Annotated in this window: 22 protein-coding genes and 2 pseudogenes; 16 read left to right on the forward strand and 8 right to left on the reverse strand. The window is 60.8% G+C overall.

Going from position 1 to position 21,191, the window contains the following annotated elements; translation table 11 throughout:
- Positions 1–21: 21 nt before the first annotated feature.
- A complete protein-coding gene (locus C3B78_RS19660) occupies positions 22–231 on the forward strand; it encodes a hypothetical protein (RefSeq protein ID WP_158677208.1) in 210 nt (69 codons plus the stop codon).
- Positions 232–755: 524 nt separating this feature from the next.
- Here the strand turns inward: C3B78_RS19660 and C3B78_RS08255 are convergent.
- The gene (locus C3B78_RS08255; protein WP_199775402.1) at positions 756–1,670 is read right to left on the reverse strand and encodes a sugar-binding transcriptional regulator; all 915 of its coding nucleotides are present in this window, start codon (positions 1,668–1,670) and stop codon (positions 756–758) included.
- A 353-nt stretch (positions 1,671–2,023) separates the two neighbouring features.
- On the opposite strand from C3B78_RS08255, the gene C3B78_RS08260 reads away from it, so the two are divergent.
- The 8 genes from C3B78_RS08260 (at position 2,024) to C3B78_RS08295 (ending at position 11,197) form a co-directional block, all read left to right on the forward strand.
- The gene (locus C3B78_RS08260; protein WP_104997637.1) at positions 2,024–3,016 is read left to right on the forward strand and encodes a sugar phosphate isomerase/epimerase family protein; all 993 of its coding nucleotides are present in this window, start codon (positions 2,024–2,026) and stop codon (positions 3,014–3,016) included.
- Positions 3,017–3,958, forward strand: coding sequence for a PfkB family carbohydrate kinase (locus tag C3B78_RS08265; RefSeq protein ID WP_104997638.1), 942 nt, complete (start codon positions 3,017–3,019; stop codon positions 3,956–3,958). It begins immediately after the preceding gene.
- Positions 3,959–4,089: 131 nt separating this feature from the next.
- Positions 4,090–5,154, forward strand: a complete 1,065-nt coding sequence (locus tag C3B78_RS08270) for a sugar ABC transporter substrate-binding protein (RefSeq protein ID WP_158677209.1) — start codon at positions 4,090–4,092, stop codon at positions 5,152–5,154.
- Positions 5,155–5,173: 19 nt separating this feature from the next.
- A complete protein-coding gene (locus C3B78_RS08275) occupies positions 5,174–6,679 on the forward strand; it encodes a sugar ABC transporter ATP-binding protein (protein ID WP_104997640.1) in 1,506 nt (501 codons plus the stop codon).
- Positions 6,676–7,758 carry an ABC transporter permease gene (locus tag C3B78_RS08280; protein WP_104997641.1) on the forward strand — a complete coding sequence of 361 codons (1,083 nt, stop codon included), beginning with the start codon at positions 6,676–6,678 and terminating at the stop codon, positions 7,756–7,758. Before C3B78_RS08275 ends, C3B78_RS08280 begins: the two co-directional genes overlap by 4 nt.
- Before the next feature lie 174 nt (positions 7,759–7,932).
- Positions 7,933–8,841 carry an amidohydrolase family protein gene (locus tag C3B78_RS08285; RefSeq protein ID WP_158677210.1) on the forward strand — a complete coding sequence of 303 codons (909 nt, stop codon included), beginning with the start codon at positions 7,933–7,935 and terminating at the stop codon, positions 8,839–8,841.
- Between the two features lie 65 nt (positions 8,842–8,906).
- The gene (locus C3B78_RS08290) at positions 8,907–10,259 is read left to right on the forward strand and encodes an NAD(P)H-dependent oxidoreductase (RefSeq protein WP_104997643.1); all 1,353 of its coding nucleotides are present in this window, start codon (positions 8,907–8,909) and stop codon (positions 10,257–10,259) included.
- 44 nt (positions 10,260–10,303) lie between these two features.
- The gene (locus tag C3B78_RS08295; RefSeq protein WP_104997644.1) at positions 10,304–11,197 is read left to right on the forward strand and encodes an NAD(P)-dependent oxidoreductase; all 894 of its coding nucleotides are present in this window, start codon (positions 10,304–10,306) and stop codon (positions 11,195–11,197) included.
- Positions 11,198–11,465: 268 nt separating this feature from the next.
- On the opposite strand, the pseudogene C3B78_RS20360 reads toward C3B78_RS08295, so the two are convergent.
- A pseudogene (locus C3B78_RS20360) lies at positions 11,466–11,701 on the reverse strand (DUF2188 domain-containing protein).
- Positions 11,702–12,494: 793 nt separating this feature from the next.
- Complete coding sequence (locus C3B78_RS08305; protein ID WP_104997645.1) at positions 12,495–12,869, reverse strand: ArsR/SmtB family transcription factor; 375 nt, start codon at positions 12,867–12,869, stop codon at positions 12,495–12,497.
- 128 nt (positions 12,870–12,997) lie between these two features.
- Here C3B78_RS08305 and C3B78_RS08310 point away from each other — a divergent pair, with 128 nt between their 5' ends.
- The 6 genes from C3B78_RS08310 (at position 12,998) to C3B78_RS08330 (ending at position 17,804) form a co-directional block, all read left to right on the forward strand.
- Positions 12,998–13,732, forward strand: a complete 735-nt coding sequence (locus C3B78_RS08310) for an NADPH-dependent F420 reductase (protein ID WP_104997646.1) — start codon at positions 12,998–13,000, stop codon at positions 13,730–13,732.
- A 64-nt stretch (positions 13,733–13,796) separates the two neighbouring features.
- Positions 13,797–13,952 (forward strand): NAD(P)-binding domain-containing protein, encoded by a 156-nt coding sequence (locus tag C3B78_RS08315; RefSeq protein WP_158677295.1) that lies wholly within the window; start codon positions 13,797–13,799, stop codon positions 13,950–13,952.
- Between the two features lie 768 nt (positions 13,953–14,720).
- Positions 14,721–15,482, forward strand: a complete 762-nt coding sequence (locus C3B78_RS08320) for an SDR family NAD(P)-dependent oxidoreductase (protein WP_104997647.1) — start codon at positions 14,721–14,723, stop codon at positions 15,480–15,482.
- Positions 15,483–15,548: 66 nt separating this feature from the next.
- On the forward strand, positions 15,549–15,842 hold the full coding sequence (locus tag C3B78_RS20365) for a flavin reductase family protein (protein WP_158677211.1): 294 nt from the start codon (positions 15,549–15,551) through the stop codon (positions 15,840–15,842).
- Complete coding sequence (locus C3B78_RS08325) at positions 15,839–17,170, forward strand: NtaA/DmoA family FMN-dependent monooxygenase (protein ID WP_234005552.1); 1,332 nt, start codon at positions 15,839–15,841, stop codon at positions 17,168–17,170. The genes C3B78_RS20365 and C3B78_RS08325 overlap by 4 nt, the downstream gene beginning before the upstream one ends.
- 340 nt (positions 17,171–17,510) lie before the next feature.
- Positions 17,511–17,804 carry a Dabb family protein gene (locus C3B78_RS08330; protein ID WP_158677212.1) on the forward strand — a complete coding sequence of 98 codons (294 nt, stop codon included), beginning with the start codon at positions 17,511–17,513 and terminating at the stop codon, positions 17,802–17,804.
- 223 nt (positions 17,805–18,027) lie between these two features.
- On the opposite strand, the gene C3B78_RS08335 is transcribed toward C3B78_RS08330, so the two are convergent.
- From C3B78_RS08335 to C3B78_RS08355, 5 genes and pseudogenes are all read right to left on the reverse strand, one after another.
- Positions 18,028–18,435, reverse strand: coding sequence for a nuclear transport factor 2 family protein (locus C3B78_RS08335; RefSeq protein ID WP_104997650.1), 408 nt, complete (start codon positions 18,433–18,435; stop codon positions 18,028–18,030).
- A gap of 167 nt (positions 18,436–18,602) precedes the next feature.
- A complete protein-coding gene (locus tag C3B78_RS08340) occupies positions 18,603–18,815 on the reverse strand; it encodes a dodecin (RefSeq protein ID WP_104997651.1) in 213 nt (70 codons plus the stop codon).
- 130 nt (positions 18,816–18,945) lie between these two features.
- A pseudogene (locus tag C3B78_RS20220) lies at positions 18,946–19,068 on the reverse strand (zinc-binding dehydrogenase); the annotation flags it as partial.
- Positions 19,069–19,531: 463 nt separating this feature from the next.
- Entirely contained in the window at positions 19,532–19,870 is a 339-nt protein-coding gene (locus tag C3B78_RS20370) for an alcohol dehydrogenase catalytic domain-containing protein (protein WP_104997652.1), read from the reverse strand.
- Between the two features lie 59 nt (positions 19,871–19,929).
- Positions 19,930–20,685 (reverse strand): ABC transporter permease, encoded by a 756-nt coding sequence (locus tag C3B78_RS08355; RefSeq protein WP_104997653.1) that lies wholly within the window; start codon positions 20,683–20,685, stop codon positions 19,930–19,932.
- Here C3B78_RS08355 and C3B78_RS08360 point away from each other — a divergent pair.
- The gene (locus C3B78_RS08360) at positions 20,650–20,889 is read left to right on the forward strand and encodes an ATP-binding cassette domain-containing protein (protein WP_199775362.1); all 240 of its coding nucleotides are present in this window, start codon (positions 20,650–20,652) and stop codon (positions 20,887–20,889) included. The genes C3B78_RS08355 and C3B78_RS08360 overlap by 36 nt on opposite strands.
- The last annotated feature ends 302 nt before the right edge of the window (positions 20,890–21,191 follow it).

The following is a 21,191-nucleotide window of genomic DNA, read 5'->3' on the forward strand; positions in this document are numbered from 1 at the left end:
CGAAACCAGCCATGCTGCGAGATGCGCGAGATCCTGCACGTTGGTCCGTTGCGCACGCTTCAGCCGAGCTACTTCGAGCTGGAGGACATTGTTGCTTTGACGCTGCTCGGAGTTCTCGGCCTCAAGCCGATCAATCTCACAGGACTGGGAGCGGAGCTTGGACTGGAGAATCTCGACCCGGCGCTGGCAGATCCTTGTCCTAGTTGCCAGCTGGCGCTGCGCAGCCTTTAGCTCGTCCTTGGGAATTACAGCTCCGGCGTCAGCCTCTACCGCCACTGCGGGACGGCGCGCAGTTCGACGTATACGATCCCGCTTCCGGTTGCCGCAACGGATTGAACAGAAGCGCTGGATTCTGCGGGAAGGCTCGAAGCCGGCCGCACACTCTTCGCAAATCTTGACGGTCACGAAGGTTCATCAGTTCGGGCCCCGGTTTCGACATGACCAGACGTGAGCTGTCCTCACGCCGATGGCCTTGGATGCCAGAGGTGTGAGGCTGTTGATGAGGGAGGTTGACCGCATTAGAAAGGCGCCACGTAGTGTTGCGTTGCCGCACCTCGGCTTACGGGAAGGCTGTCCGCCGGTCTCTTGGTTCGGAACGGTTTGTGCCCAGAGTGTCCAGTTTTGGTCTAGGACTCTCTTCAGCGATCGTCAATAGAGTAGAAATGGGGCTCTACTCTGACACCCTGCACCAGGACACCTGACGTCAGGTTGGCGTGTGGTCCAGCAGGACATTGTCTGCTGCGTCGAGGTGCCACCTAGAGTTGCGGCCGTTCCAGGAGCTGTCTTGCCACGTCGGCATCCGTTATGAGGACGTTGATCCACCCGCCGGCTACGGCGCCGCGGATGGCGTTGAGTTTGCCCATGCCACCGGCTACGCCGACGCGGCGGGGTACCTGCATCATGGCGTCGGCGTCGATGGAGATCACTCTTTCTTCGATAGCCGGCTTCATGGGCAGTCCGTCGATGTCGAAGAATCGCAGACAGATCTCACCGACTGCTCCCGCCCGGGACAGTTCTCCTTCTTCCGTGCTGCTTAAGGCGTTCCCGCTGGCTTGCCAGAGGGGTGAGGCGGGGAATGTTCCGATACCCACCAGCAAGGTCGTCAGGCGCTGCCAGGCTTCTACTGATGCAGCCACGGCTGGATCCCCGAGGAATGCCTCGCGAATCTGCCGGTTCGCCACAAGTCCGGGGCAGCCCATGTAGTAGGGCTTGGCTGAAGTGAGCTCTGCTAGGTGGGAGACCAGGCGGCTGGCTTGCATCTGGGCCTGGGGACTACCCACGCCGCCGATGAGCTGTATCACTTCATTCGCAATTTTTCGGGGGCGTGAGCGCATGGCTTCCACCGTGTGCAGAAGGGTGGTGCTCCATGAGGAGATTCCGACGTAGTCGTTGGCGTCAATTGTAGTTTCGAGGTAGGTGGCTGCGGACGAGCCGAGCCGCATCCCCAGTGAAGCACCGTCCATGACGTCCACGACCACGACCTCGCGGAGCTGGTACTTCTCCTCGAGGGCCTTTTCGAGTCCGACGTAGATTCCAGTTGGCTGGACGATGGATGTACGGACTATCCCCAGGTCGACGGCGTTCTTGAGGTAGCGCGACACCCTTGCCTGGGAGAGGTTCAGCCGCTGGGAGATGTCTCCCTGCGAAAGCCCTTCCTCGTGGTAGAGCACGGCGATCTTTGTGAAGAGTCGAAGTTGTTCCGTGCTAACCGACAGTAGGGTTGATGGTTCGGTGAACTGCGTCATATTTCGTAACTTTCGGTGCGTGTCTGAATGTTTATGCAGACCCGAATAGCTGCTGGATCTGCCCGTCCTGCGGGAAGCTTTACTCCCATGAGCGGAACGTGGCCCAAGGTCTGAGTCATCCAGCGTAGGGAATAGTCCTGAATGGATATTCAGCGCTGAAAAATCTCTACCTTAATGTCGATTTTGCCATCCTTTCCGGGCATTTTGGCTCATAGACTTCCAAAACCAGCCCGACTTCAGAGACGAAGTTCCGTCAGGAATTTCGATCGCCGGACGAAGTGGCCTTCACGATCGAAAGCGAAACGCAGATGACAGATGTTAAGTACTCCACCCGCCTTAATTCTTTTGGGCTGGGCAAGGGCAAGAAGTACCCCAGCGGCGAAGACTCGGTGATCGATCTGATCGCTGTTGCCGGAAGCGTCAAGGGGTTGACGTCACTCGAACTGAACTACCCGGAGCACTTCGGTCAGCATTCAGTAGAGGAAATCAAGGCTGCTTTGGACAAGGCCGATCTCGATGTCCGGGGTATCCAGCTCCGTTGGCCGGCACCTCAGTTCTCCAATGGGGGATTCACCAACCCTGACCCGGCGCTTCGCGAAGCAGCGGTCGCAATGGTGAAAGAAGCCATCAGCTTGTGCCGGGAATTTGGTTCGGACCATGTTCTCCTGTGGCCGGCGCATGACGGTTATGAATACCCCCTGCAGATGGACTACATGAAGTCCTGGAACTGGATGGTCGAAAGCCTTCAGGCAGTCGCCGATGTTGACCAGGACATCCGTATTTCGATCGAGTACAAGCCGGCCGAGCCGCGTGGACGCACGATTCTGAACACCACCGGTGCAGTCATGAACCTCATCAAAGATTGCGACCGTCCCAACCTCGGCATCACGCTGGACTTCGGCCACCTGCTGATGGCGCGGGAAAATCCGGCGCAGTCCGCCGCGATGTGCCTGCGGGAGCAGAAACTGTTCGGGCTGCAGCTCAACGACTCGCATGGCGTGGCCGATGACGGCCTCGTGGTAGCGTCGATCCACTTCGCGGAGACACTGGAACTGGTCTACTACCTGCTCCGCGAGGGATATCAGGGAACGTACTACTTCGACACCGATCCGGTTCGGGAGAACCCTGTCGCTGAGTGCGAGATGAACATCGAGAGGATGCAGACCATCATCAACAAGGCCCGCGACTTGGTCAAAAACCAGCCGGATCTTCCCAGCGGAGATGCTCTGCGCTCATCGTCGGTTTTGTGGTCGCAGGTAGTGGGTGTCTAGGTGGGATCAACCGGTGTTTGCGTTGTCGGGTCGGTAAACGCAGACCTCATTGCGTATCGCGGCGCAGAAGTAAGCGCTGCAGGATATGTGACGGGCGACAGCTTCGAGATGGCCGCGGGCGGCAAGAGTCTGAACGCCGCGATGAGCATCGCAGCGGCTGATCCTACGGTCTCCCTCGTGGCCCGCGTCGGCTCCGATGATCTGGGAAATTTCGTCATCAGCACCCTGCACGAACGGGGGATTGCAACCGAGGGCATCATTCGGGATGAACGGACCCACACCGGCGTAGGACACGTCAGAATAGATTCCCAGGGGGAGTACGACACCGTCGTGATCCCCGGAGCCAACGGAAACTTCTCACCGGCAGACATCGACGGCTACCTCCAATCCCATGAACCGCCGGCGTTCGTAGTCCTGAACCTCGAAGTGCCGCTTCCCACCGTCAGGCACGCAGCGGCCCGCTTCCGGGAACTCGGTTCTAAACTGGTTCTGAACCTCTCGCCGGTGTGTGCAGAGGCAAGGTCGCTCCTCCGGCTCGCGGACGTTGTTGTTCTAAATCTCCGGGAAACCTGCCACGTACTGGATGTTCCGCCCACCACCGATGTCCTGCTGCTTCTCACCGCTCTACGGGAAGCCGGCGCGAAGACCCCTGTCCTGACACTCGGCGGGGGCGGGGTCGCTGCCCTGCATGGAAATGACTTCGTGCAGGCGGACGTGGGACCGACAACGGTAGTCAATTCAGTCGGTGCAGGGGACAGCTTCCTGGGAACAATGGTTCTGGCGATGGCGAACGGCCATCCGTTTCCCTTGTGCCTCAGGGCGGCCAATGAGGCGGGCAGGCTCGTGTGCAGCAGGCCTGAGTCTTTCCTGACCACTGCTGACGTCCGTCTTATCGAGGACGGTCTCGGAGTTTCCCTCGCCAACACCTCCGTTGGCCACTAGCTGACCAGCGCCCTGCAAGACCAGCACCATTCAAGAACCGTTGCTGGTGCCCCAAGCAAGCAGTATCGCAACAAAATTTAGCAAGAGTGCCGCATGTTGCGGGCCTTCCAATGATGAAAGGAACTATCACAATGACTAAACTTCCTCGCGCTGTTACACAGCTTTTCGCCGCTACGGCGGCAGTGGCGCTACTCGCAGCCTGCAGTGCTACCCCTGACGGGCCAGCGGGCCAGCCCGCAGGGTCCGGCGGGGACCTGGTGAGCCTCGTTGATGCCGCCGCAAAGACACCGATCACTGATCTAAAGGCCAGCCTTGGCGAGCCGGCAGCGCCGGCGGCCGACACGAAGCTCTGCTACATCACCCGGACGCTGTCCAATGAGTTCTGGGGATTTGAGCGGGACGGCTTCGAAGCCGAGGCCAAGAAGCTCGGCGTTAAGTACCAGACGTTCGATGTGACCGACGAGTCCTCCATCACGGAACAGCTCGACAAGGCAAAGAGTGCCGCGAACCAGGGCTGCAGCGCCCTGCTTGCCTCACCGATTTCCGCCACGGGCCTGGACACCGTCTTCACTGAAGCCTTGGCGCAGAACGTCCCGGTGGTCGTGCTGAACGACGCCAAAGGCAATATCCCTGGGAGTGTTTATGTCGGCCCCGATGCCCTGACGATCGGTGAAACTGCTGCTGATTACATCGCTACTAAGCTTCCCGAGGGCGGCAAGGTTGCCATGATCGAAGGCGACCCGGGGTCATCCAATGCGTTGAACCGGGGTGAGGGATTCAAGAATGGCTTGGCCAAGCATTCGAACCTGCAGCTGGTCGCTTCCCAGACGGCAAAGTGGGATCAAACCAGGGCACAGGAAATTGCCACTGCCATGCTCACCGCCAACCCGGACATCAAGGCGTTCTATTCACAGAATGATGGCATGGCGTTCGGAGTCGCAGCTGCCATCGCTGCGAAAAACCTCACGGGCAAGGTAGTGCTGGTCGGTACCGACGGCATCCCGCAGGCCAAGAAGGAAATCCAGGCCGGCAACATGACCGCCACGGTCAGCGAGCAGCCCGTGACCGAAGGCGCCAGCGGCGTCAATGCAGCCCTTTGGCTGATGGACGGCAAGAAGGTCCCCGGATGGATCGACGTTCCGGCCTTCATCATCGATTCTGAGAACGTCGGGAAATACCCGACCGGAATGCCGTAAGGCAGAAACGGCACCCATCATGGTTACACCGCTGCTGGAACTGCAGAATATCGCGAAGTCATTCCCCGGAGTCCGCGCTCTGAATGACGTCAGCTTCACGTTGGAACGCGGAGAAATTTGCACCCTGGCTGGAGAGAACGGGGCGGGCAAAAGCACGCTGCTCGCCATTCTCGGCGGCTCCCTCGTCCCGGACCATGGATCCGTCATCATCGACGGACACGTGCGGCAGCATTTCTCACCCCGCCAGGCACTGGCCGACGGGGTGAGGATTGCCCATCAGGAACCGGCCATCGTTCCGCAGCTGTCCGTAGAGCAAAATCTCGTGCTGGGGCGTACGTCACGCCAGCGCCGGGACGCAGGCAAAGACATCGACCAGGCGCTGGCAGACGTCGCCCAGATGGGGTTCCCGCTCAAGGCCAAAGCTTCGGTACGGGGGCTCAGCCCGGCCCAGCGGCACGCCCTGACCATTGCCAGGGCGCTGGCGTTCGGCGCCAAGATCGTCGCCCTCGACGAACCCACCACCAGCATGCTCGAACACAACGTCGAAGGCGTCCTGAGCCGGGTGCGGGAAATCGCACACACCCGCGGCGTAGGCATCATCTATGTCTCACACAAGATGCCCGAGGTCATGAGCGTCTCGGACAAAGTGGTGGTCCTGCGCGACGGCACCGTGAACTACACACAGCCGATCGCACAGACCTCGGAACAGGACATCGTACGGAACATGGTCGGCCGGGAGCTGCTGTCATTCAAACGGCAGCACCCTGTCCCACCAGAGGCTCCGGTCCTGTTTTCAGCCTCCGGGGTCAGCCACCCCACCGGCGGAGGTCCTCTGTCCCTGGACGTCCGGGCCGGCGAAGTTTTGGGCATCGCCGGCCTGGTGGGATCCGGCCGTACCGAGTTCCTGCGGGCCATCATCAGGGCGGACAGGGGCAGCACCGGCACCGTGAGCGTGGACGGGAAAAAGCGAAAAATCCGCTCACCGCGGGACAGCAGAAACGCCGGCATCGCGTTCATCCCCGAAGAACGCAAGCACCAGGGTCTGGTCCTGCAGGTTCCTGCCTACTTCAACGTCGCACTTACCGCCGACCGGCAGTTCAACGGCTTCGGGCCCATCATCAGCGTGCGGAAGCAAATTGCCGCCGCCGAGGAGGCAGCCGCGCGGATGTCACTCCGGCCCGCCAATGTACGTCTCAATGCCCGCCAGTTCTCCGGCGGTAACCAACAAAAAATTGTGATCGCGAAATGGACCTGGCGCAACACCAAAGTATTCCTTTTCGATGAACCCACAAAGGGTGTGGATGTCGGCGGCAAAGTCGAAATCTACGAACTCATCGATGCGCTGGCCAAAGCCGGAAGCGCAGTAATCGTGGTTTCCTCCGACCTTCCGGAAATCATCTCCCTCAGCGACCGGGTCAAAGTCATGCGCCAGGGTCAGTTCGTCTCCGAGCACACCGGTGACGACATCAACGAACACAGCCTCGTGGCCAGCGCCATGGGCATCGCAGAAAGAACAACGACATGAGCCAGCCCACCCTGCCAAAGAAAGACCAGGCCGAAGACAGCGGAGCGACGAACCGAAGGCCCTACGCAACAGCCATCAAAAAGTCACGCACCCGGCCGACACTGAACCTCCAGGCGCTGGGAATCTACATCGCCGCAGTTGTCATCTTCCTCATTTTCGGGTTGCTGAACCCCAACTTCCTCACCTCCGGCAACCTCCGCGACATTGCCGTCTCAGCCAGCGTCAACGCCATCATCGGGCTCGGAATTACCTTTGTCATCATCACGGGGGGCATCGATCTGGCGGTCGGGTCGATCGCAAGTTTTGTCGGGATCGTCTCTGCCTCCCTCATGGTCAACGCCGGAACGACTCCCTTCCTCGCGCTGCTCGCAGGCATCGCGTTGGGCCTGGTTTGTGGCGCCATCAACGGGTTGCTTATCACCAAGCTCAAGCTGCCCCCGTTCATCGCCACGCTCGGCACCATGAGTATCTACCAGGGCTTCGCATACGTGGTTACGAACGGGCGCCCTGTGTACAACGTCCCCAGGGACTTTGTCTTCATGCTCAACAGCTACGTAGGCGGCATCCCGGTCGCAGTCATCCTCGTAGCCGTCCTCGCCGTTCTCTGCTGGCTGCTGCTCCGCCGGACCGTCTTTGGACAGAACGTTATCGCTACCGGCGGCAGCGAAGAAACAGCCTGGCTCTCAGGTGTCCGCGTCGACAGGGTAAAAATCGCGGTCTACGCCCTCTCCGGCGTCCTCGCCGGAGTCGGCGGACTGGTCATCGTCGCACGCATCAATGCCGCACAGACCGACGCCGGAAGCCCGTACCTGCTCACAGCAATCGCTTCGGCCGTCATTGGCGGGGCAAACCTCATGGGCGGAGAAGGCCGTATCGCCGGGACCCTGGTCGGAGCCCTGATCCTGGGGGCACTCACCAACGGCCTGGTGCTGCTCAACGTCCCCAGCTTCTACGAGCAAATCGTCACGGGCCTGGTCGTCGTCATCGCGGTGGCGTTGGACCAAGGCAGCAAGGGATGGCCGCTTCTCAAGAAACAGAAAGAGAAGACCCCACCGCAAAAGGAGGCCGCCGCAGCCTGACCGGGCACCTCAGCAATCAGCCGAAAGCCTGGTCGCCCAACGGCCCGGAACGGCGGCAGCGGTAGACCGCGGCCGCCGTTCCGGATCCACAATCACGCAAACGTCTGGCTTGGTCACCCCTGTCCCCAGACCAGTACCGTCCGGTGGCGCGGCCCCGGATGGGAGGAGCTGACAGTGCTCGACTTCGACGTCATCGACGCTCATCACCACCTGTGCGATTTCTCCAACTCATACCCATGGCTCCAGGGCCCGGCAGAACCCCGGTATCACGGCGATGACCGGCCACTGCGCAAGAGTTACCTCATTGGTGACTACCTGAAGGATGCCGGGCAATTCCGGCTTGCTGGATCGGTACATATTGAGAACGGGGCCGCCGACCCACTGTGGGAAGCTAACTGGATTCAGGGTGTCCACGAGGACAACGGTTTGCCTTCAGTGCAAGTGGCCAGAGCATCTCTGGCAGAACCATCAGTACTGGCTCACCTTGAACGCCTGGCATCAGTACCCTCGGTGCGGGGTGTACGGGACATCCTCAGCTGGCACCCCGACCCCCGATACACCCACACCTCTCGCCCGGACCTCATCACCGACGCACGCTGGCTCAAAGGTTTCTCGCACCTTTCCTCGCTGGGCCTGTCCTTTGACCTCCAGGTCTTTCCGGACCAACTGGACCAGGCAGCGCGACTGGCAGCTGACCACCCGGACACGTCCATCGTTCTGGACCACGCAGGAATGCCCCTACTACGCGATGCTGAATCCCATCACCACTGGCGCTCACGAATGCAAAACCTCGCCAAGCAGCCCAATGTCGTCACCAAGATTTCGGCACTGGGAACGAACGACCACTCCTGGACCAAAGAAACCATCCGGCCGATCGTCCTGGACACAATCGACATCTTCGGCCCCAACCGAACCATGTTCGGAAGCAACTTCCCCGTCGACAGCCTGTACTCCAGCTTCACCGCGCTGTACACCGCCTTCGACGAGATAACAACTGACATGACGGCTGGCGACCGCCAACAGCTCTTCGCGGAAACGGCAAAGACAACCTACGGCATCGAAACTCTTAACTCGAAGCTATAAAAGGCAGACGCCACCGCAGGTTCCCGCACCTCGTTTAGCCATCAAAACAAGAAGGATCCTCCCTCATGAATCTTCACAAACTACTCACCGAACGCGAACGGGAAGGCAGTCCCATCCGGGTCGGCCTGATCGGCGCCGGACGCTACGGAACCATGTACCTGGCCCAAGCCAACAACATCCCGGGGATCCACGTCGTCGCCATCGCAGACATCAACGTCAAACGCGCTGAAGGTGCCTTCGAACTCGTTGGATGGCCCAAAGACCAGATCGCCCCCGACATAGCAACCGCCCTGAGGGACCGCTCAACCGCGATCGTGGCCAACGCCGACGAGCTTTTCAACGTCGACATCGACATCATCGTGGAAGCCACCGGCAACCCTATCGTGGGCGTCAAGCACGCACTGCGCGCCATCGAAACGAAAAAACACATCATCATGGTCACTGTTGAAGCCGACGCCCTGGCAGGGCCCGCCCTTGCCAAACGGGCAGAAGCAGCCGGTGTCGTCTACTCAATGGCATACGGCGACCAGCCGGCCCTCATCATGGAACTCGTCGACTGGGCCCGCACCAGCGGCTTCGACGTCGTCTGCGCCGGCAAGGGCGCCAAATTCCTCGAGCACTACCACGAGATGAACCCCGACAACGTCTGGGAAAACTGGGAATTCTCCAAGGAACTCACCGACTCCGGGCAGCTGAACCCCAACATGCACACCTCCTTCCGCGACGGCACCAAAGCCTCCATCGAAATGGCCGCCGTAGCCAACGGGGCAGGACTGGTCCCCTCTGACACCGGGCTGACCTTTACGCCGGGAGACGTTGAGGAAATTGCCTCTATCTGCCGCCCTGCCGATGTCGGAGGAGCCCTCGCTCACGAAGGCACTGTCGACGTTATGTCCAGTGTCAAGAGCGACGGCACCTGGATCCCCCACAACACGCAGGAAGGCGTGTTCGTCGTCGTGAAGGCCACGAACGAATACGTGTCCGGCTGCTTCACCGAATACCCCTGGCACCCGGACCCCACCGGCCAGTACGCCGCCTTGTACCGCCCCTACCACTACGTCGGCCTTGAGCTGAACGTATCAATCGCCAACGCCGTCCTCCGCGGAATCCCCACCGGTTCACCCATCGGGTTCTTCGGCGACGTTGTTGCCACCGCCAAGAAGGACCTTAAAGCCGGTGAATTCCTCGACGGCGAAGGCGGGTACACCGTGTGGGGCCAACTCGTTTCGGCCAAGCACTCCGTCACCACCGGTGCGCTGCCGGTTGCACTGGCCCACCACGTGGAACTGCGCAATGACGTCGCCAAAGGCGGAATTGTCCGCTGGGACGACGTCATCATGGACGACTCGCTCACCCAGGCCCTCGAACTGCGACGGGAAACCGAAGCCCTGGTGACGGATCCAGCGCTTCCGGCCTGACACGCTACTGCGGCCCGCTACTTCGAATTCAGGAGACACCGGAAATGGCCCCTTCTTCCTCCGATGGACTGCCCGCGTCCGTGGCCCTGCTCGGAACAGGACCGATGGGCGCCCCGATTGCCCGCAACATCATCGCCGGAGGTGTACCCCTAAAACTCTGGAACCGCACCACGGATAAGGCCAAGGCAATCGATGGCGGCTTGGTGGCCCCCACTCCTGCAGAAGCTGCAAGCGAAGTAGTGCTGACTGTCCTGCCAGACCTGCCTCAGGTCGCAGCCCTTCTTCCCGGCGAGAATGGGTTACTGGCGGGATGGAAGAGCGCAGGGATAGATAACCCCACCCTTGTCATCCACGGCACCGTGTCACCGGTAGCAGTGGAAAGCTTCGCACAGGAATGCCGCCAGCGCTGGGGTGTGACCGTCGTCGACGCGCCCCTCAGTGGCGGAACCATCGGCGCGGAAGAGGGACGACTGAGCATCATGGCCGGCGGCCCGCCCGAGGCAACCGAACGCCTCAAACCACTGTTCGCGTTGTACGGCACCACAGTGCTTTGGGTCGGTGGAACGGGTGCGGGATCCACCGTCAAAGCATGCAACCAGATTGTCGTCGCCGCCACCGTGACTGCCTTGGCCGAAGCTATGGCCCTCGCAGCCAGCGCCGGTCTTGACCTCGAAAAAGTCCAGTCCATACTTGCCGGGGGACTCGCCAATTCCGAGGTGCTTAGGCAGAAAGGCCGACGCTGGATTGAGCAGGACTTCGAAGGCGGGGGATCTGCGAAAAACCAGCTTAAGGACCTAAATTTTGTGGCTGAACTTGCCGGGCACCGCGGGCAGAAACTCCCACTCACCAATAGCCTCCAAAACGCTTTTGAAAAGATGGTGGCAGAAGGGGCGGGAAACCTGGACCACACAGGAATCTTTCGAAGCCTCCGGACCTGACCGCGTCCAGCCTGTTCGGGCTCCCGCGAGGGGCGGGACCTGGGGGAGCCTGCATCACGGTACAGCGTTCGGGAGCTACTTCTTCTGCTGCCGAGCACCTCATCACCACGAAGTGGGAAGGAAACCATACTCGCCCGAGCAGTGCCCCTCGCGACGAAAGGCGCCGGCCGATGTCCGACTTACAGCCCACCTTATTCCGTCCGCAGACAGGAAAACCCCGCCGACTCCTGTTGCTAGATCGAAGCCGGCGGGGTCATTACGACCCGCCTTATCCAGGTGTATTCCGTGGATCATTGCCAGGAGCAATCGTGTCCTTTGCCCTGACCTTGTTGTCCTTGCCGTGGATGTTCAATTCGAGGCCCTTAGACCGGGACAGGTAACCCCGAGCAGCAGCGATTGCTGCGGACTGGGTGTCGTGACAGAAGAAGCGCGAGACGAGCCTTCACGCTCTGCCTTCCATCCATGCTCACCAGGAACCACATGGTACGCATTTCGCTCAGCCATTTAAATCACCCCCAGGAGGCTTTTGCTGATGGAATGCAACGTATCAAACCGGACTGACAATGCCGTCCAAGGGGCCACGCCAGGTTCGGAGCGGTCGGGATACGCAGCAGAATGGGTTTTGTCCACCACGTCGGGAGGTTCAAGAAGCCCCCTTCGCAGGCACTCCCCCGCCCATTTCTAAGAGCCGATAATGAATGTTCCGTCACCCTGCCTCGAGAGGGCAAACCGCGCTTTCTGATTACGCCGGAACTGGTGGCGACTCTGATTCCGTCCATAACTGGGGTCAATTCAGGTTATCCACGGCTGGAAGTAGGAGCCGTTGGGGTAGCTCCTTGGCAGCAGTAGCGGTGGGTAACCCATGAGAGTTGTCCCCGGATGTGGACCGGCGGACCGGACTTCCCGTTCAACGTCGATCAACTTCGGTTGTTCGGAGGCCCGACAAGGAGCCGTGTGTCAGCTTTTGGTGTGCTGCCACCGGACGCTGTCGTGGAAGGTGGCACCTAGTGCTCGTCGTCTCGAAACTAGAGATGAGTGTCGCTGTCGAGACAGTGAGTTCCGACACGTGATTGCAAGAAGCGATGAGTCCGCGAATTCACCTTTGGGCACGAAGACTTCATACAGTCATACGTGAAGCCACCGAGGCGTGCAGGGCAGCTGCTCTGGAACTGGGCGCTGAGATCAGACTTCAAGCCACGCTTGCCGACCGTAAACACGGACCCCATCGTTGGTGTTCGCTGCACGTGCTCGTAGGTTCGGCTACGTCCCGAATTGATTGTTTTCAGGTAGGTAAGGGTCAGGCGACGTCCGGGTCTGCCTGGCTGGCTCGGCTGAGAGCCGGCTGGTGTTCCCGCAGGACAAGCTCCATCAGGCCTGGGAAGCGGCGATCGAGCTCGCGGCGAAGCCAGTTCCTGTGTCGGTTGCCATGTGCTTCCTGTTTGATGGTTCCGGACTCGCGGAGGACGCGCCAGTGCCGTGTCAGGGCCGATTTTGACATGCCGAAGTCAGAGCCGCTGCACCCGGTGCCGGGCTCCGCGGCGATGAACTCGACGATCGCGCGCCGGGTGGGATCGCTCAGCGCGAACATAACGGCCAACAGGTCGAAATTCTCCTCAGCCGGGACCGTGAGCGGATTCGCCAAGCGACTGGCCGGCGTGGTTGCCCTGTCCATCGGGTGGCGATCCATCCCAGACCAAAGATGTACATATCTAGGTGTACATCTGTTAGGCTTCTTGTACACGGATGAGTGTACATCCGGTCGCACCTGTCGTGTGGGACTAACCAACGAAGGAAACACCTATGAAGATCACTGTTATCGGCGCTGGAGCTATCGGCGGCAACCTCGCACGTCGTCTCAGCGAAGCCGGACACGACGTTCTCGTCGCTGACGCCCGCGGACCGGAAGTCGTCGCTGAAGAAGTCCTTGCCGCCGGCGCGCGTGCCGCCGAGATGGACGCCGCGGTCACGGACCGCGACGTGATCGTGCTGGCGGTCCCGTTCTCGGTACAGCCGGATCTCGCCGATCTCCTGGCCGGTGCGTCTGACGACACGATCGTGGTCGACACGTCGAACTACTACCCTTATATGATGGGCCCGGTAGCAGCCGTCGACGCCGGACAGGTCGAAAGCGAATGGAGCCAGGAACAGCTCGGGCGTCCCGTTGTGAAGGCATGGAATGCAGCACTCGCCGGTACCCAGCAGACTAGGGGACTCCCCGCCGGATCTGCTGGCCGAATTGCAATCCCTGTCGCTGCGGACTCCGCCGAGGCTCGTGCGACGGTCATGGGCCTCGTTGACGACACCGGCTTTGACCCCTTCGACGCCGGTGTGATTGCCGACTCGTGGCGCCAGCAGCCGGGCACCCCGGCCTACTGCACCGAGCTCGGCCTTGACGACCTCGCCAAGGCTATTGCCGCGGCCGAGAAAGACAAGGCGACGATCACGCGTGACCGTCTCATCGAGTACTTCAGCTCTTTCGAGAAGATGCCGTCTCTGGACGAAACGGTCGCGATCAACCGCGCAGCACACAACTAGCATTTGCCATTACAGGCCCCACGTCAGCGGCATTGACATGTGCCCTAAGAAAGAAGAAGAGATGATGACGATCATTGGCTTGATCGGGATCGGGAACATCGGAAGTGGTGTGGCGCGCTGGGCCATCGCGGCGGGGTACCAGACGGTGTTGAGCAACAGCCGGGGCCCCGAGTCACTTGCAGGCGGCCGTCGCGATCGGGATGGTGGTTGTTCGTGTTGATCACCGTTTGGCGCGGAGTTCGGCGACCGGCACGAGCCGATAGTCGTTCAGGGGGGATGGACACGATCACGATGTCGCCGGCCGCGGCAGTCTCTGACGTGTTGCCGCTCGCGGGCGGGGTCCTAGGTCGGCGATAAGGCACTACCCGGAGCTCGACGACGAATCGTCGACGCCAACCAAGTTGCTGCACGCCCATCTCCGGAGTCGCGTATGGTCAAGGCCTTCAACAACATCTCCTTCCCCCACCTTACGGACCTGGCCCGCCCCCGGGGACACGGAGCGCTCTGTCCCCCTCGCCATGCCTGAGACGATGCAGTAGCGAAAGCATCGGCGACCGAGTTCCTCGACGCGAGCGAGTACCACGCCCGGGACGCCGGTGCCCTGTCGGAGGGGTGGCGGTTCCAGCGGGACACTCTTTCGTGCACCCGCCCGTATTTCAGCGGAACCACGCGAACATCGGCCGTCCAGTCTTCCGCGACGAGCCAGCCGCACGGCTGGCCGCGGCTAAGCGCTACCGCGACTTCAAAAGCGCATGCGGTCGTCGCCGGATCATCGAGCGATCACGGCATCCGTTTAAACCTTCCCAGAAGACCCCAACCTCGCCGCCACCCTTTCTATGCCGGCAGCATCATCACCGCACTCACCACCTTGATCCGGAGTGACCAGGCGATCGCTAGCGCGACCCTCGTCGAGCTAACGCCCGGGCTCTTACCTGAGTGGCCCCTCCGACGAGAACCCCTATAAGAACCAAGAAACGGAGCAATAACCATGTCAAGACTGAACGGCAAAGTAGCCATCATCACCGGAGCGGCCAGCGGGATCGGCCTGTCCACCGTTGAGATCTTCGCGGCGGAAGGAGCGACGGTCATCGCCACCGACATCTCTGAAGGCGCTCTCAACCGTGCGGTCGAGGCTGTCACCGCCACCGGTGGAAACGTCGTCGCCCGCACTCTGGACGTCAGCTCCCCGGAGTCGTGGCAGCGGGTTGTGAACGACGTCGTCACCGAGTGGGGAACCATCGATATTCTCGTCAACAATGCCGGTATTGCAATCCCGAAGGGCATCCTCGAGGCCGAGTTGGAGGACTGGAACAAAGTCCTGGCAATCAATGCGACCGGCACCTGGCTGGGAATGAAGAACGTCTTGCCCTTCATGCAGACAGCCGGAGGCGGGTCCATCGTGAACGTGTCGTCGCTCGCCGCGATGATCTCCGGGGCCGCCGACGGCGGTGGCGCCGCATACTCCGCGTCCAAGGGCGCCGTCCGCTCCCTCACGAAACACGCCGCCAACTATTTCGCAAAGGACAGCATCCGGGTGAACTCCGTGCACCCGGGCCCGATCTACACCAGCCTCATCCAGAACTACGGCATCACCAAGGAACAAGCAGCCGACCCGGTGAACGTGACACTCCCGCCCCACATCGGCGAGGCCTCCGACATCGCCTACGGAATCCTCTACCTCGCCTCCGACGAAGCCAAGTTCGTCACTGGCGAAGAACTCATCATCGACGGCGGATTCGCCACCCACTAACCCCAACCCACAAAAAACTGTGGGCCTTTTGAATCCGTTCCGACGGGACAGAGGGGTCAACGTCCAGTGGACTCCGTCAAGGGTGAGAACCCCGTCCTTGGCGTGGTCTCCGCATCGCTCGACTGCAGCATCTGGGCCGAACATGATTTCGGCGACCACCTCATCATCCTCGGACGAGTCCCCGAACTCGGAGCGAGCGAGAATTCTGTTCCCGATCCGCTTTTTTACCCATTTGGGAAGGACCACCATCGTGGCGCCCACCCTGCTGCAGGAACGGCGTTCTTCGCTAGCTGCAGCGTTTCACCCCACAACCATGATCCTCGGCAGGCTTGCCGAGGATCTGAAAAGGAGTCATTGTGACTAGTCGACAAATGCTGTTGGCCATGCAACTGGGCAACGGGTACGGAATGCAGGGCGGAGCATGGCGGGCACCGGGTGTTGACGCCTCCAATTACGCCAACTTCGACGCGCAAGTGCGGTACGCCCAGGCCGCTGAACGGGGCAAGTTCGCGTTCCTGTTTCTGCCTGACTTCCTGGTCCAAACCGGGGACTTGGATCACGAGGCGCCGCAACAGACCCTCGATCCGTTGATGACAGCGGCAGCCGTCGCCCGTGGCACCAGTCGCATCGGTTTAGTGGCCACTGCGTCCACGACCTTCAACGAGCCCTACAACATCGCCCGCCAGTTCAAAGCGTTGGACGTCATGAGTCACGGCCGAATGGGGTGGAACGCGGTGACCACCAGCGACCCTGGATCGGCGGCCAACTTCGGCCGTCAGATCGCTCCGCGCCCAGAGCGTTACCAGCGCGCTCACGAGACCATCCAGATTGTGCATGCACTTTGGGGCAGCTGGGAGGAAGACGCCTGGCTCAAAGACACTGAGAACGCTCGATTCGCCGATCCGGCCAAGATCCAGCCGGTCGATCTCCAAGGAAAGTATGTCGCCTCACGCGGCCCTCTGCCCATCCCGCCTTCCGAGCAGGGCCAGCCCGTTATCTTCTCCGCCGGCGGCGGGCAAAACGGGCTGGAGCTTGCCGGGCGTTACGCCAGCGGGGTCATCGGAGCCGTGTTCACCATCGAGGACGCCCGCGCCCAGCGCGAAGCAATCCGCGACGCCGCCCGCCGGGCCGGCCGCGACCCCGATGAGGTCAAGTTCTTCGCTGGGGTCATGCCTGCGATCGGCGCCACCAAACGGGCAGCCTTGGACCGCAGGCTGGCGCTGGGCGAGCAAACTTTCCCCGCCCGCGTCTCTTACCTGGGTTCCATGCTGGGCCTGGACCTGAAGGTCGATCAGCTGGACCAGCCGCTGAACCCCGCCCAACTGGCAGCCGCACACGCCAGCCCGTTCGATCCCCGCTCTCCGCGCGCGCTGAAGATCGCCCGGGAGGGGTGGACCATCCGCGACGTGCTCGCTCACGGCGTCATCGACTACCACCCGACACCGGTCGGTCCCGCATCAGTGACCGCTGACCACATGCAGGAGTGGTTCGAAGCCGACGCCGTCGACGGCTTCTGGCTCCTCTTCGACGTCTACGAAGACGCGATCGACACCTTCGTCGACGAGGTCGTCCCCCTGCTGCAGGAACGTGGCCTCTACCACCTGGACTACGAAGGTACCACCCTGCGCGAGAACCTTGGAGCCCACCAGCAGTACGGACTCGACCCTCGCTTGGGCAGCGGACAGTGAACCAGAACGAAGGAACAGCATGAAGTTCGCCGTTAGCTGGGGCCTGCCGATACGCCAACGCGGTCATCGACGCAACGGCGTACCGCCCAGCAGCCCGGGTGCGGGACACCGTAATCCGGATGAAGTGGGTTTGCTGTCAATTCTGTTCCCTTTCGGGAAGCGCGGGACGTGGACAACGTGCCAGCCATCACAGGAGCTTCCGGCGGACAGGGCAAGGTCGAGGCGAAGCTGACATCGCTTATGGCGTGCTCTTCCTCGCCGGTCACGAATCATGATTCGTGACCGGCACCGACATCATCATCGACGGCGGTTACACCGCCCAGTAACGGAGAACAACATCATGATCCGACACATCGTTTTGTTCCGAGTCATCGAAGGCACGCCGACCGAGCGGGTGCAGGAGGCCATCGATCGCCTCGAAGCACTCGTCGATGTCATCCCTGGCCTGCACTCACTGAAGGCAGGCATTGACATCGGCATTGAAGGCAACTTCAACTTCGGCCTCGTCGCCGAACTCGAGGACCGCGCCGCACTCGAAGTGTTCTCTCAGGACCCCTCCCACATGGAGGTAGCCATGTTCATCCTCGAGTTCCGCAAGACCACCGACATCGCCATTCTCGACCTCGAGATGTAAGACAAAGCGCAGGGGCTACCGATGGTTCGGTAGCCCCTGCGCTACTCTTCGTTTGCTCGCTGTGTCAGCTTGGAGAATGGTTCTAACCCGGCAGGCTAGCCCGCGGTACCGGTAATGAGAACATGCTTCCCGTCGAGAACCGAGCGTTATTCGTCGCTATTGTTCCAGCATGCCCAGGCGTCTTAGAAGATGTCTCGGCATCGTGCGGAAGGCGCCCTGAGACTCACGTGGGGCTTGCGCCGGTCTCCGAGTTGACAACTCGCGAAGCAAACTTCCATTCTCCTTCGACTCGGCGAAACCTATCGACATAGGTGCCGATCGCCGCGAGGACAGGAACGCCATCGACGATTCTGAAGAACTGGAAGTAGGCCGTTCCGGATGCTTCGTCCCCGTCGATCGCAACGTTAATGCTTGAGACGTAATGCTTGGCCTGGACCCCGTCGGGAAGCTGCAGCTCTACGCTCAGGATACGAAGGTCGTGGTGCCCACGACGCGGTCCGATGCGGGGAATCTCAAAAGTTCCGTCCTGGGTGAACAGCGACACCCACTCTTCGTGCTGATTCAGATCTCGGGTCGAGCCGAAGCGGGAACAGAGACGGTAAATCGCCCACATGTCGTCGGCATATGTCATGTTGGCTCCTTCGTCATAAAGCTAAGGACAGGCGGATCCCCTGATAACCACCAGCCCGGCGCCGACCGTGGCGATAGGCATCGCAGGGTCTCATATTATGAGTGTAGCGCTCTCATTATGAATAAGGATGTCGGCTTGACTTTACTGCGAAGCAGTTTGGGCGGAAATCAGTGTTCCTCGAGACGGAAGCCGAGCTTAACGGTGACCTGCCAGTCAGCGACTTTGCCCTCCTCCAGATGGCCCCGGATTTCCTTGACCTCGAACCAGTCAAGGTGGCGGAGGGTCTGGGATGCCTTGGCGATTCCATTGCGGACGGCGTCGTCGACTCCCTGGTCCGATGTGCCGACAATTTCAGAAATGCTGTACGTGTGGTTGGACAACTTCGCTCCTCGTGATTGCCTTGCGATTCCCGGATGCGGGCGGTGCTTGAAGACTAGCGGCACTTTAAGAAGGTTGCATCCCGATGCCAGATGCAACTGGTCTCTGGTATCGGTTCCGTTCTGTTTCGGCTTAGGGGAAGAGGACGATACGTCCTCTTGTCCCACCTCGCTCCAACAACCTATGTGCAGTCTCTGCGGAGGAAAGGGGGAATTGAGCACCTACACGGGAGTCAAATGGCCCAGCTCGGCGTGCCGGCGCAACTTGGGTAGCAGGTCAGTCCTTTTCAGCGCTTCTGATATATCCAGGCTGTCCTTGCGAACAGGTTCCGGCTGGAGTTCCACAGGCCGCACGAAGACAACTGTGCCGGCATCAGACACCGCAGGCGGAAATTCGTCTAATTGGAAAGAGCAGTCGATAAGCGCAGGCACCCCCTCGGCGACGAGATTACGAATGGCGACGGCGACTTTTGGCCCTCGACGAACAATTCAATCTGCCCCCAACCGGCGTACAAGATCCTCGTCACGTGGCGAAGTGTCAGCGATGACGCCCAGTCCGTACGCTTTGGCTAACTCGACCGTGTACGCGCCGAGGGCACCCGCAGCCCCATGACCGCGAGGATGTCGCCAAACTTTAGATTGACTGCGTCCAATGCTAACAAGGCACTTAGACCATTCATCGGGAGTGGCTGCGTGAGCGAAATCCATGTTGTCAGGGATCATCTCGACTTGTTCGGCCGGCACGACAATGCGTTCGGCCTATGCCCCTGCCGGCCTGAGGGAAACACCACCGCCATGACCGAGTCGCCCACGTCCAGCTCAACACCGGCCCCGATCTTACGAACGATTCCGGCAGCCTCCATGCCGATTGCGAATGGACCCTCTGCAGGCAAGGGATGCCATGCCGGTGCTCCCGCTCGCCGCATTGTGTCCGTCGGGTTGACCGTGCAGGCCTTCACCTCGATACATACTTCGCCTGGACCCGGTACTGGGTTGGAGACCTCCATGAGTGTGAGTGCCTCGGGTCCGCCAAACTCTCGTGTCATGACCGCTTTCATCTGTTCCTCCGTGTCTAGAAATTGGTGAAGAGCCCCTTTTCCGGGGCAGTGGGCCCAGGTCAGGCTTCTCCTGAGCGTTTCCGTGACCGGGTGTAGGCGTCGAGGGATACGGCGGCGAGTACGATCACGCCGAGGGCGACCTCTTGTGTTGCTTGTGGAAATGCGAGGATGTCGAAGACGTTGTTGATGGTTCCAAAGATCAGGATGCCAACGAGCGTTCGCCACATCGCGCCTTCTCCGCCGAGCAATGAAGTTCCGCCGATGATAACGATCGCGATCGAGTTGAGTGTGACTCCGACGGCGACGCCTGGCTGCCCGACGCCGATGACCGACCCCAAGACGATTCCCGCAAGTGCGGCGAGCATAGCCGTCAACACGTAGGTACTTGCCCGGAGTGAGGTCACGGGGAGTCCGGCCAGCCGTGCGGCTTCGTTGTTGCCGCCGATCGCGTAGATTCCCCGGCCGTACACGGTCTTGGAAAGTGCGAACCATCCTGCCGCGACGAGGACCGCAAGAAGCCAGACGGAGAGCGGGGCTCCGAGGAAGTCCTCGTCGGAAAGGAAATCGTAGCCGCCCGTTGCCATGGAAACCGGTTTGGAATTCGTGTACAGCAAGGTCAGGCCGCTGAACAAAGACGCGGTGGCGAGAGTTGCGATAAACGCGTTCACTTTCGCTTTGGTGATGAGGAGGGCGTTGATCAGGCCGAGGAGGAATCCGATCGCCAGCGTGATGAGTATGGCCCGTCCCGCATCGAGCCCGGCGTTGCCCCGATTCTTGAAGTGGTTGGGCTCACCGTTCCGGGAGCCATTGAAAATATCGACCTGGACGTGAGGCCCGGGGAAATACTTGGCATCGCCGGTTTGGTAGGTTCTGGCCGTTCGACGTTACTTAGGGCGATCGCCGGCGCGGAACCCACTGCACGGGGAACCATCCGCCTGGCGGGCGCAGAGCCTGCCTGGCCGCGGACTGTGCGGGCCGCGCGCAAACTCGGAATCGGTCTAATCCCTGAGGACCAATGAGATGCAGCCAGGCTACGGTCAGATCCGTGTCGCCACCGTGAGCGCACCAGGTGCCGGACTTCCGTAGCATCGTGTCATCACCTCAACTCGGAGGGACCTGACCACCTTGGCGTTCCAGCGGTCGTTGCAACACCAGCATCTCCAGGAGTTGCAACGACCGTTTCGCCTTTAACGAAAGAAGCTGCCGCCGGAGCAGAACGCCCAGTTCCTTTCGCTTGGCAAAACCAGCCCGCTTTTAGGTGTCCGTTTTCAATGAATCTGGCAGCGGCGACGTGGGAAAATGCCAGTTCTTCTGGCTGGAT

This window comes from Arthrobacter sp. PGP41 (assembly GCF_002953935.1).
In the GTDB taxonomy this organism is placed as follows: Bacteria; Actinomycetota; Actinomycetes; order Actinomycetales; family Micrococcaceae; genus Arthrobacter.

What these genes read in the sequence shown, in the direction of transcription:
- C3B78_RS20370 (WP_104997652.1), bottom strand. Translation starts at nt 19,870, where the DNA reads ATGAAAGCGGTCATGACACGAGAGTTTGGCGGACCCGAGGCACTCACA.
- C3B78_RS08315 (WP_158677295.1), top strand. Translation starts at nt 13,797, where the DNA reads ATGACGATCATTGGCTTGATCGGGATCGGGAACATCGGAAGTGGTGTG.
- C3B78_RS08305 (WP_104997645.1), bottom strand. Translation starts at nt 12,869, where the DNA reads ATGGACAGGGCAACCACGCCGGCCAGTCGCTTGGCGAATCCGCTCACG.
- C3B78_RS08290 (WP_104997643.1), top strand. Translation starts at nt 8,907, where the DNA reads ATGAATCTTCACAAACTACTCACCGAACGCGAACGGGAAGGCAGTCCC.
- C3B78_RS08320 (WP_104997647.1), top strand. Translation starts at nt 14,721, where the DNA reads ATGTCAAGACTGAACGGCAAAGTAGCCATCATCACCGGAGCGGCCAGC.
- C3B78_RS19660 (WP_158677208.1), top strand. Translation starts at nt 22, where the DNA reads ATGCGCGAGATCCTGCACGTTGGTCCGTTGCGCACGCTTCAGCCGAGC.
- C3B78_RS08335 (WP_104997650.1), bottom strand. Translation starts at nt 18,435, where the DNA reads ATGACATATGCCGACGACATGTGGGCGATTTACCGTCTCTGTTCCCGC.
- C3B78_RS08280 (WP_104997641.1), top strand. Translation starts at nt 6,676, where the DNA reads ATGAGCCAGCCCACCCTGCCAAAGAAAGACCAGGCCGAAGACAGCGGA.
- C3B78_RS08330 (WP_158677212.1), top strand. Translation starts at nt 17,511, where the DNA reads ATGATCCGACACATCGTTTTGTTCCGAGTCATCGAAGGCACGCCGACC.
- C3B78_RS08295 (WP_104997644.1), top strand. Translation starts at nt 10,304, where the DNA reads ATGGCCCCTTCTTCCTCCGATGGACTGCCCGCGTCCGTGGCCCTGCTC.
- C3B78_RS08275 (WP_104997640.1), top strand. Translation starts at nt 5,174, where the DNA reads ATGGTTACACCGCTGCTGGAACTGCAGAATATCGCGAAGTCATTCCCC.
- C3B78_RS08270 (WP_158677209.1), top strand. Translation starts at nt 4,090, where the DNA reads ATGACTAAACTTCCTCGCGCTGTTACACAGCTTTTCGCCGCTACGGCG.
- C3B78_RS08310 (WP_104997646.1), top strand. Translation starts at nt 12,998, where the DNA reads ATGAAGATCACTGTTATCGGCGCTGGAGCTATCGGCGGCAACCTCGCA.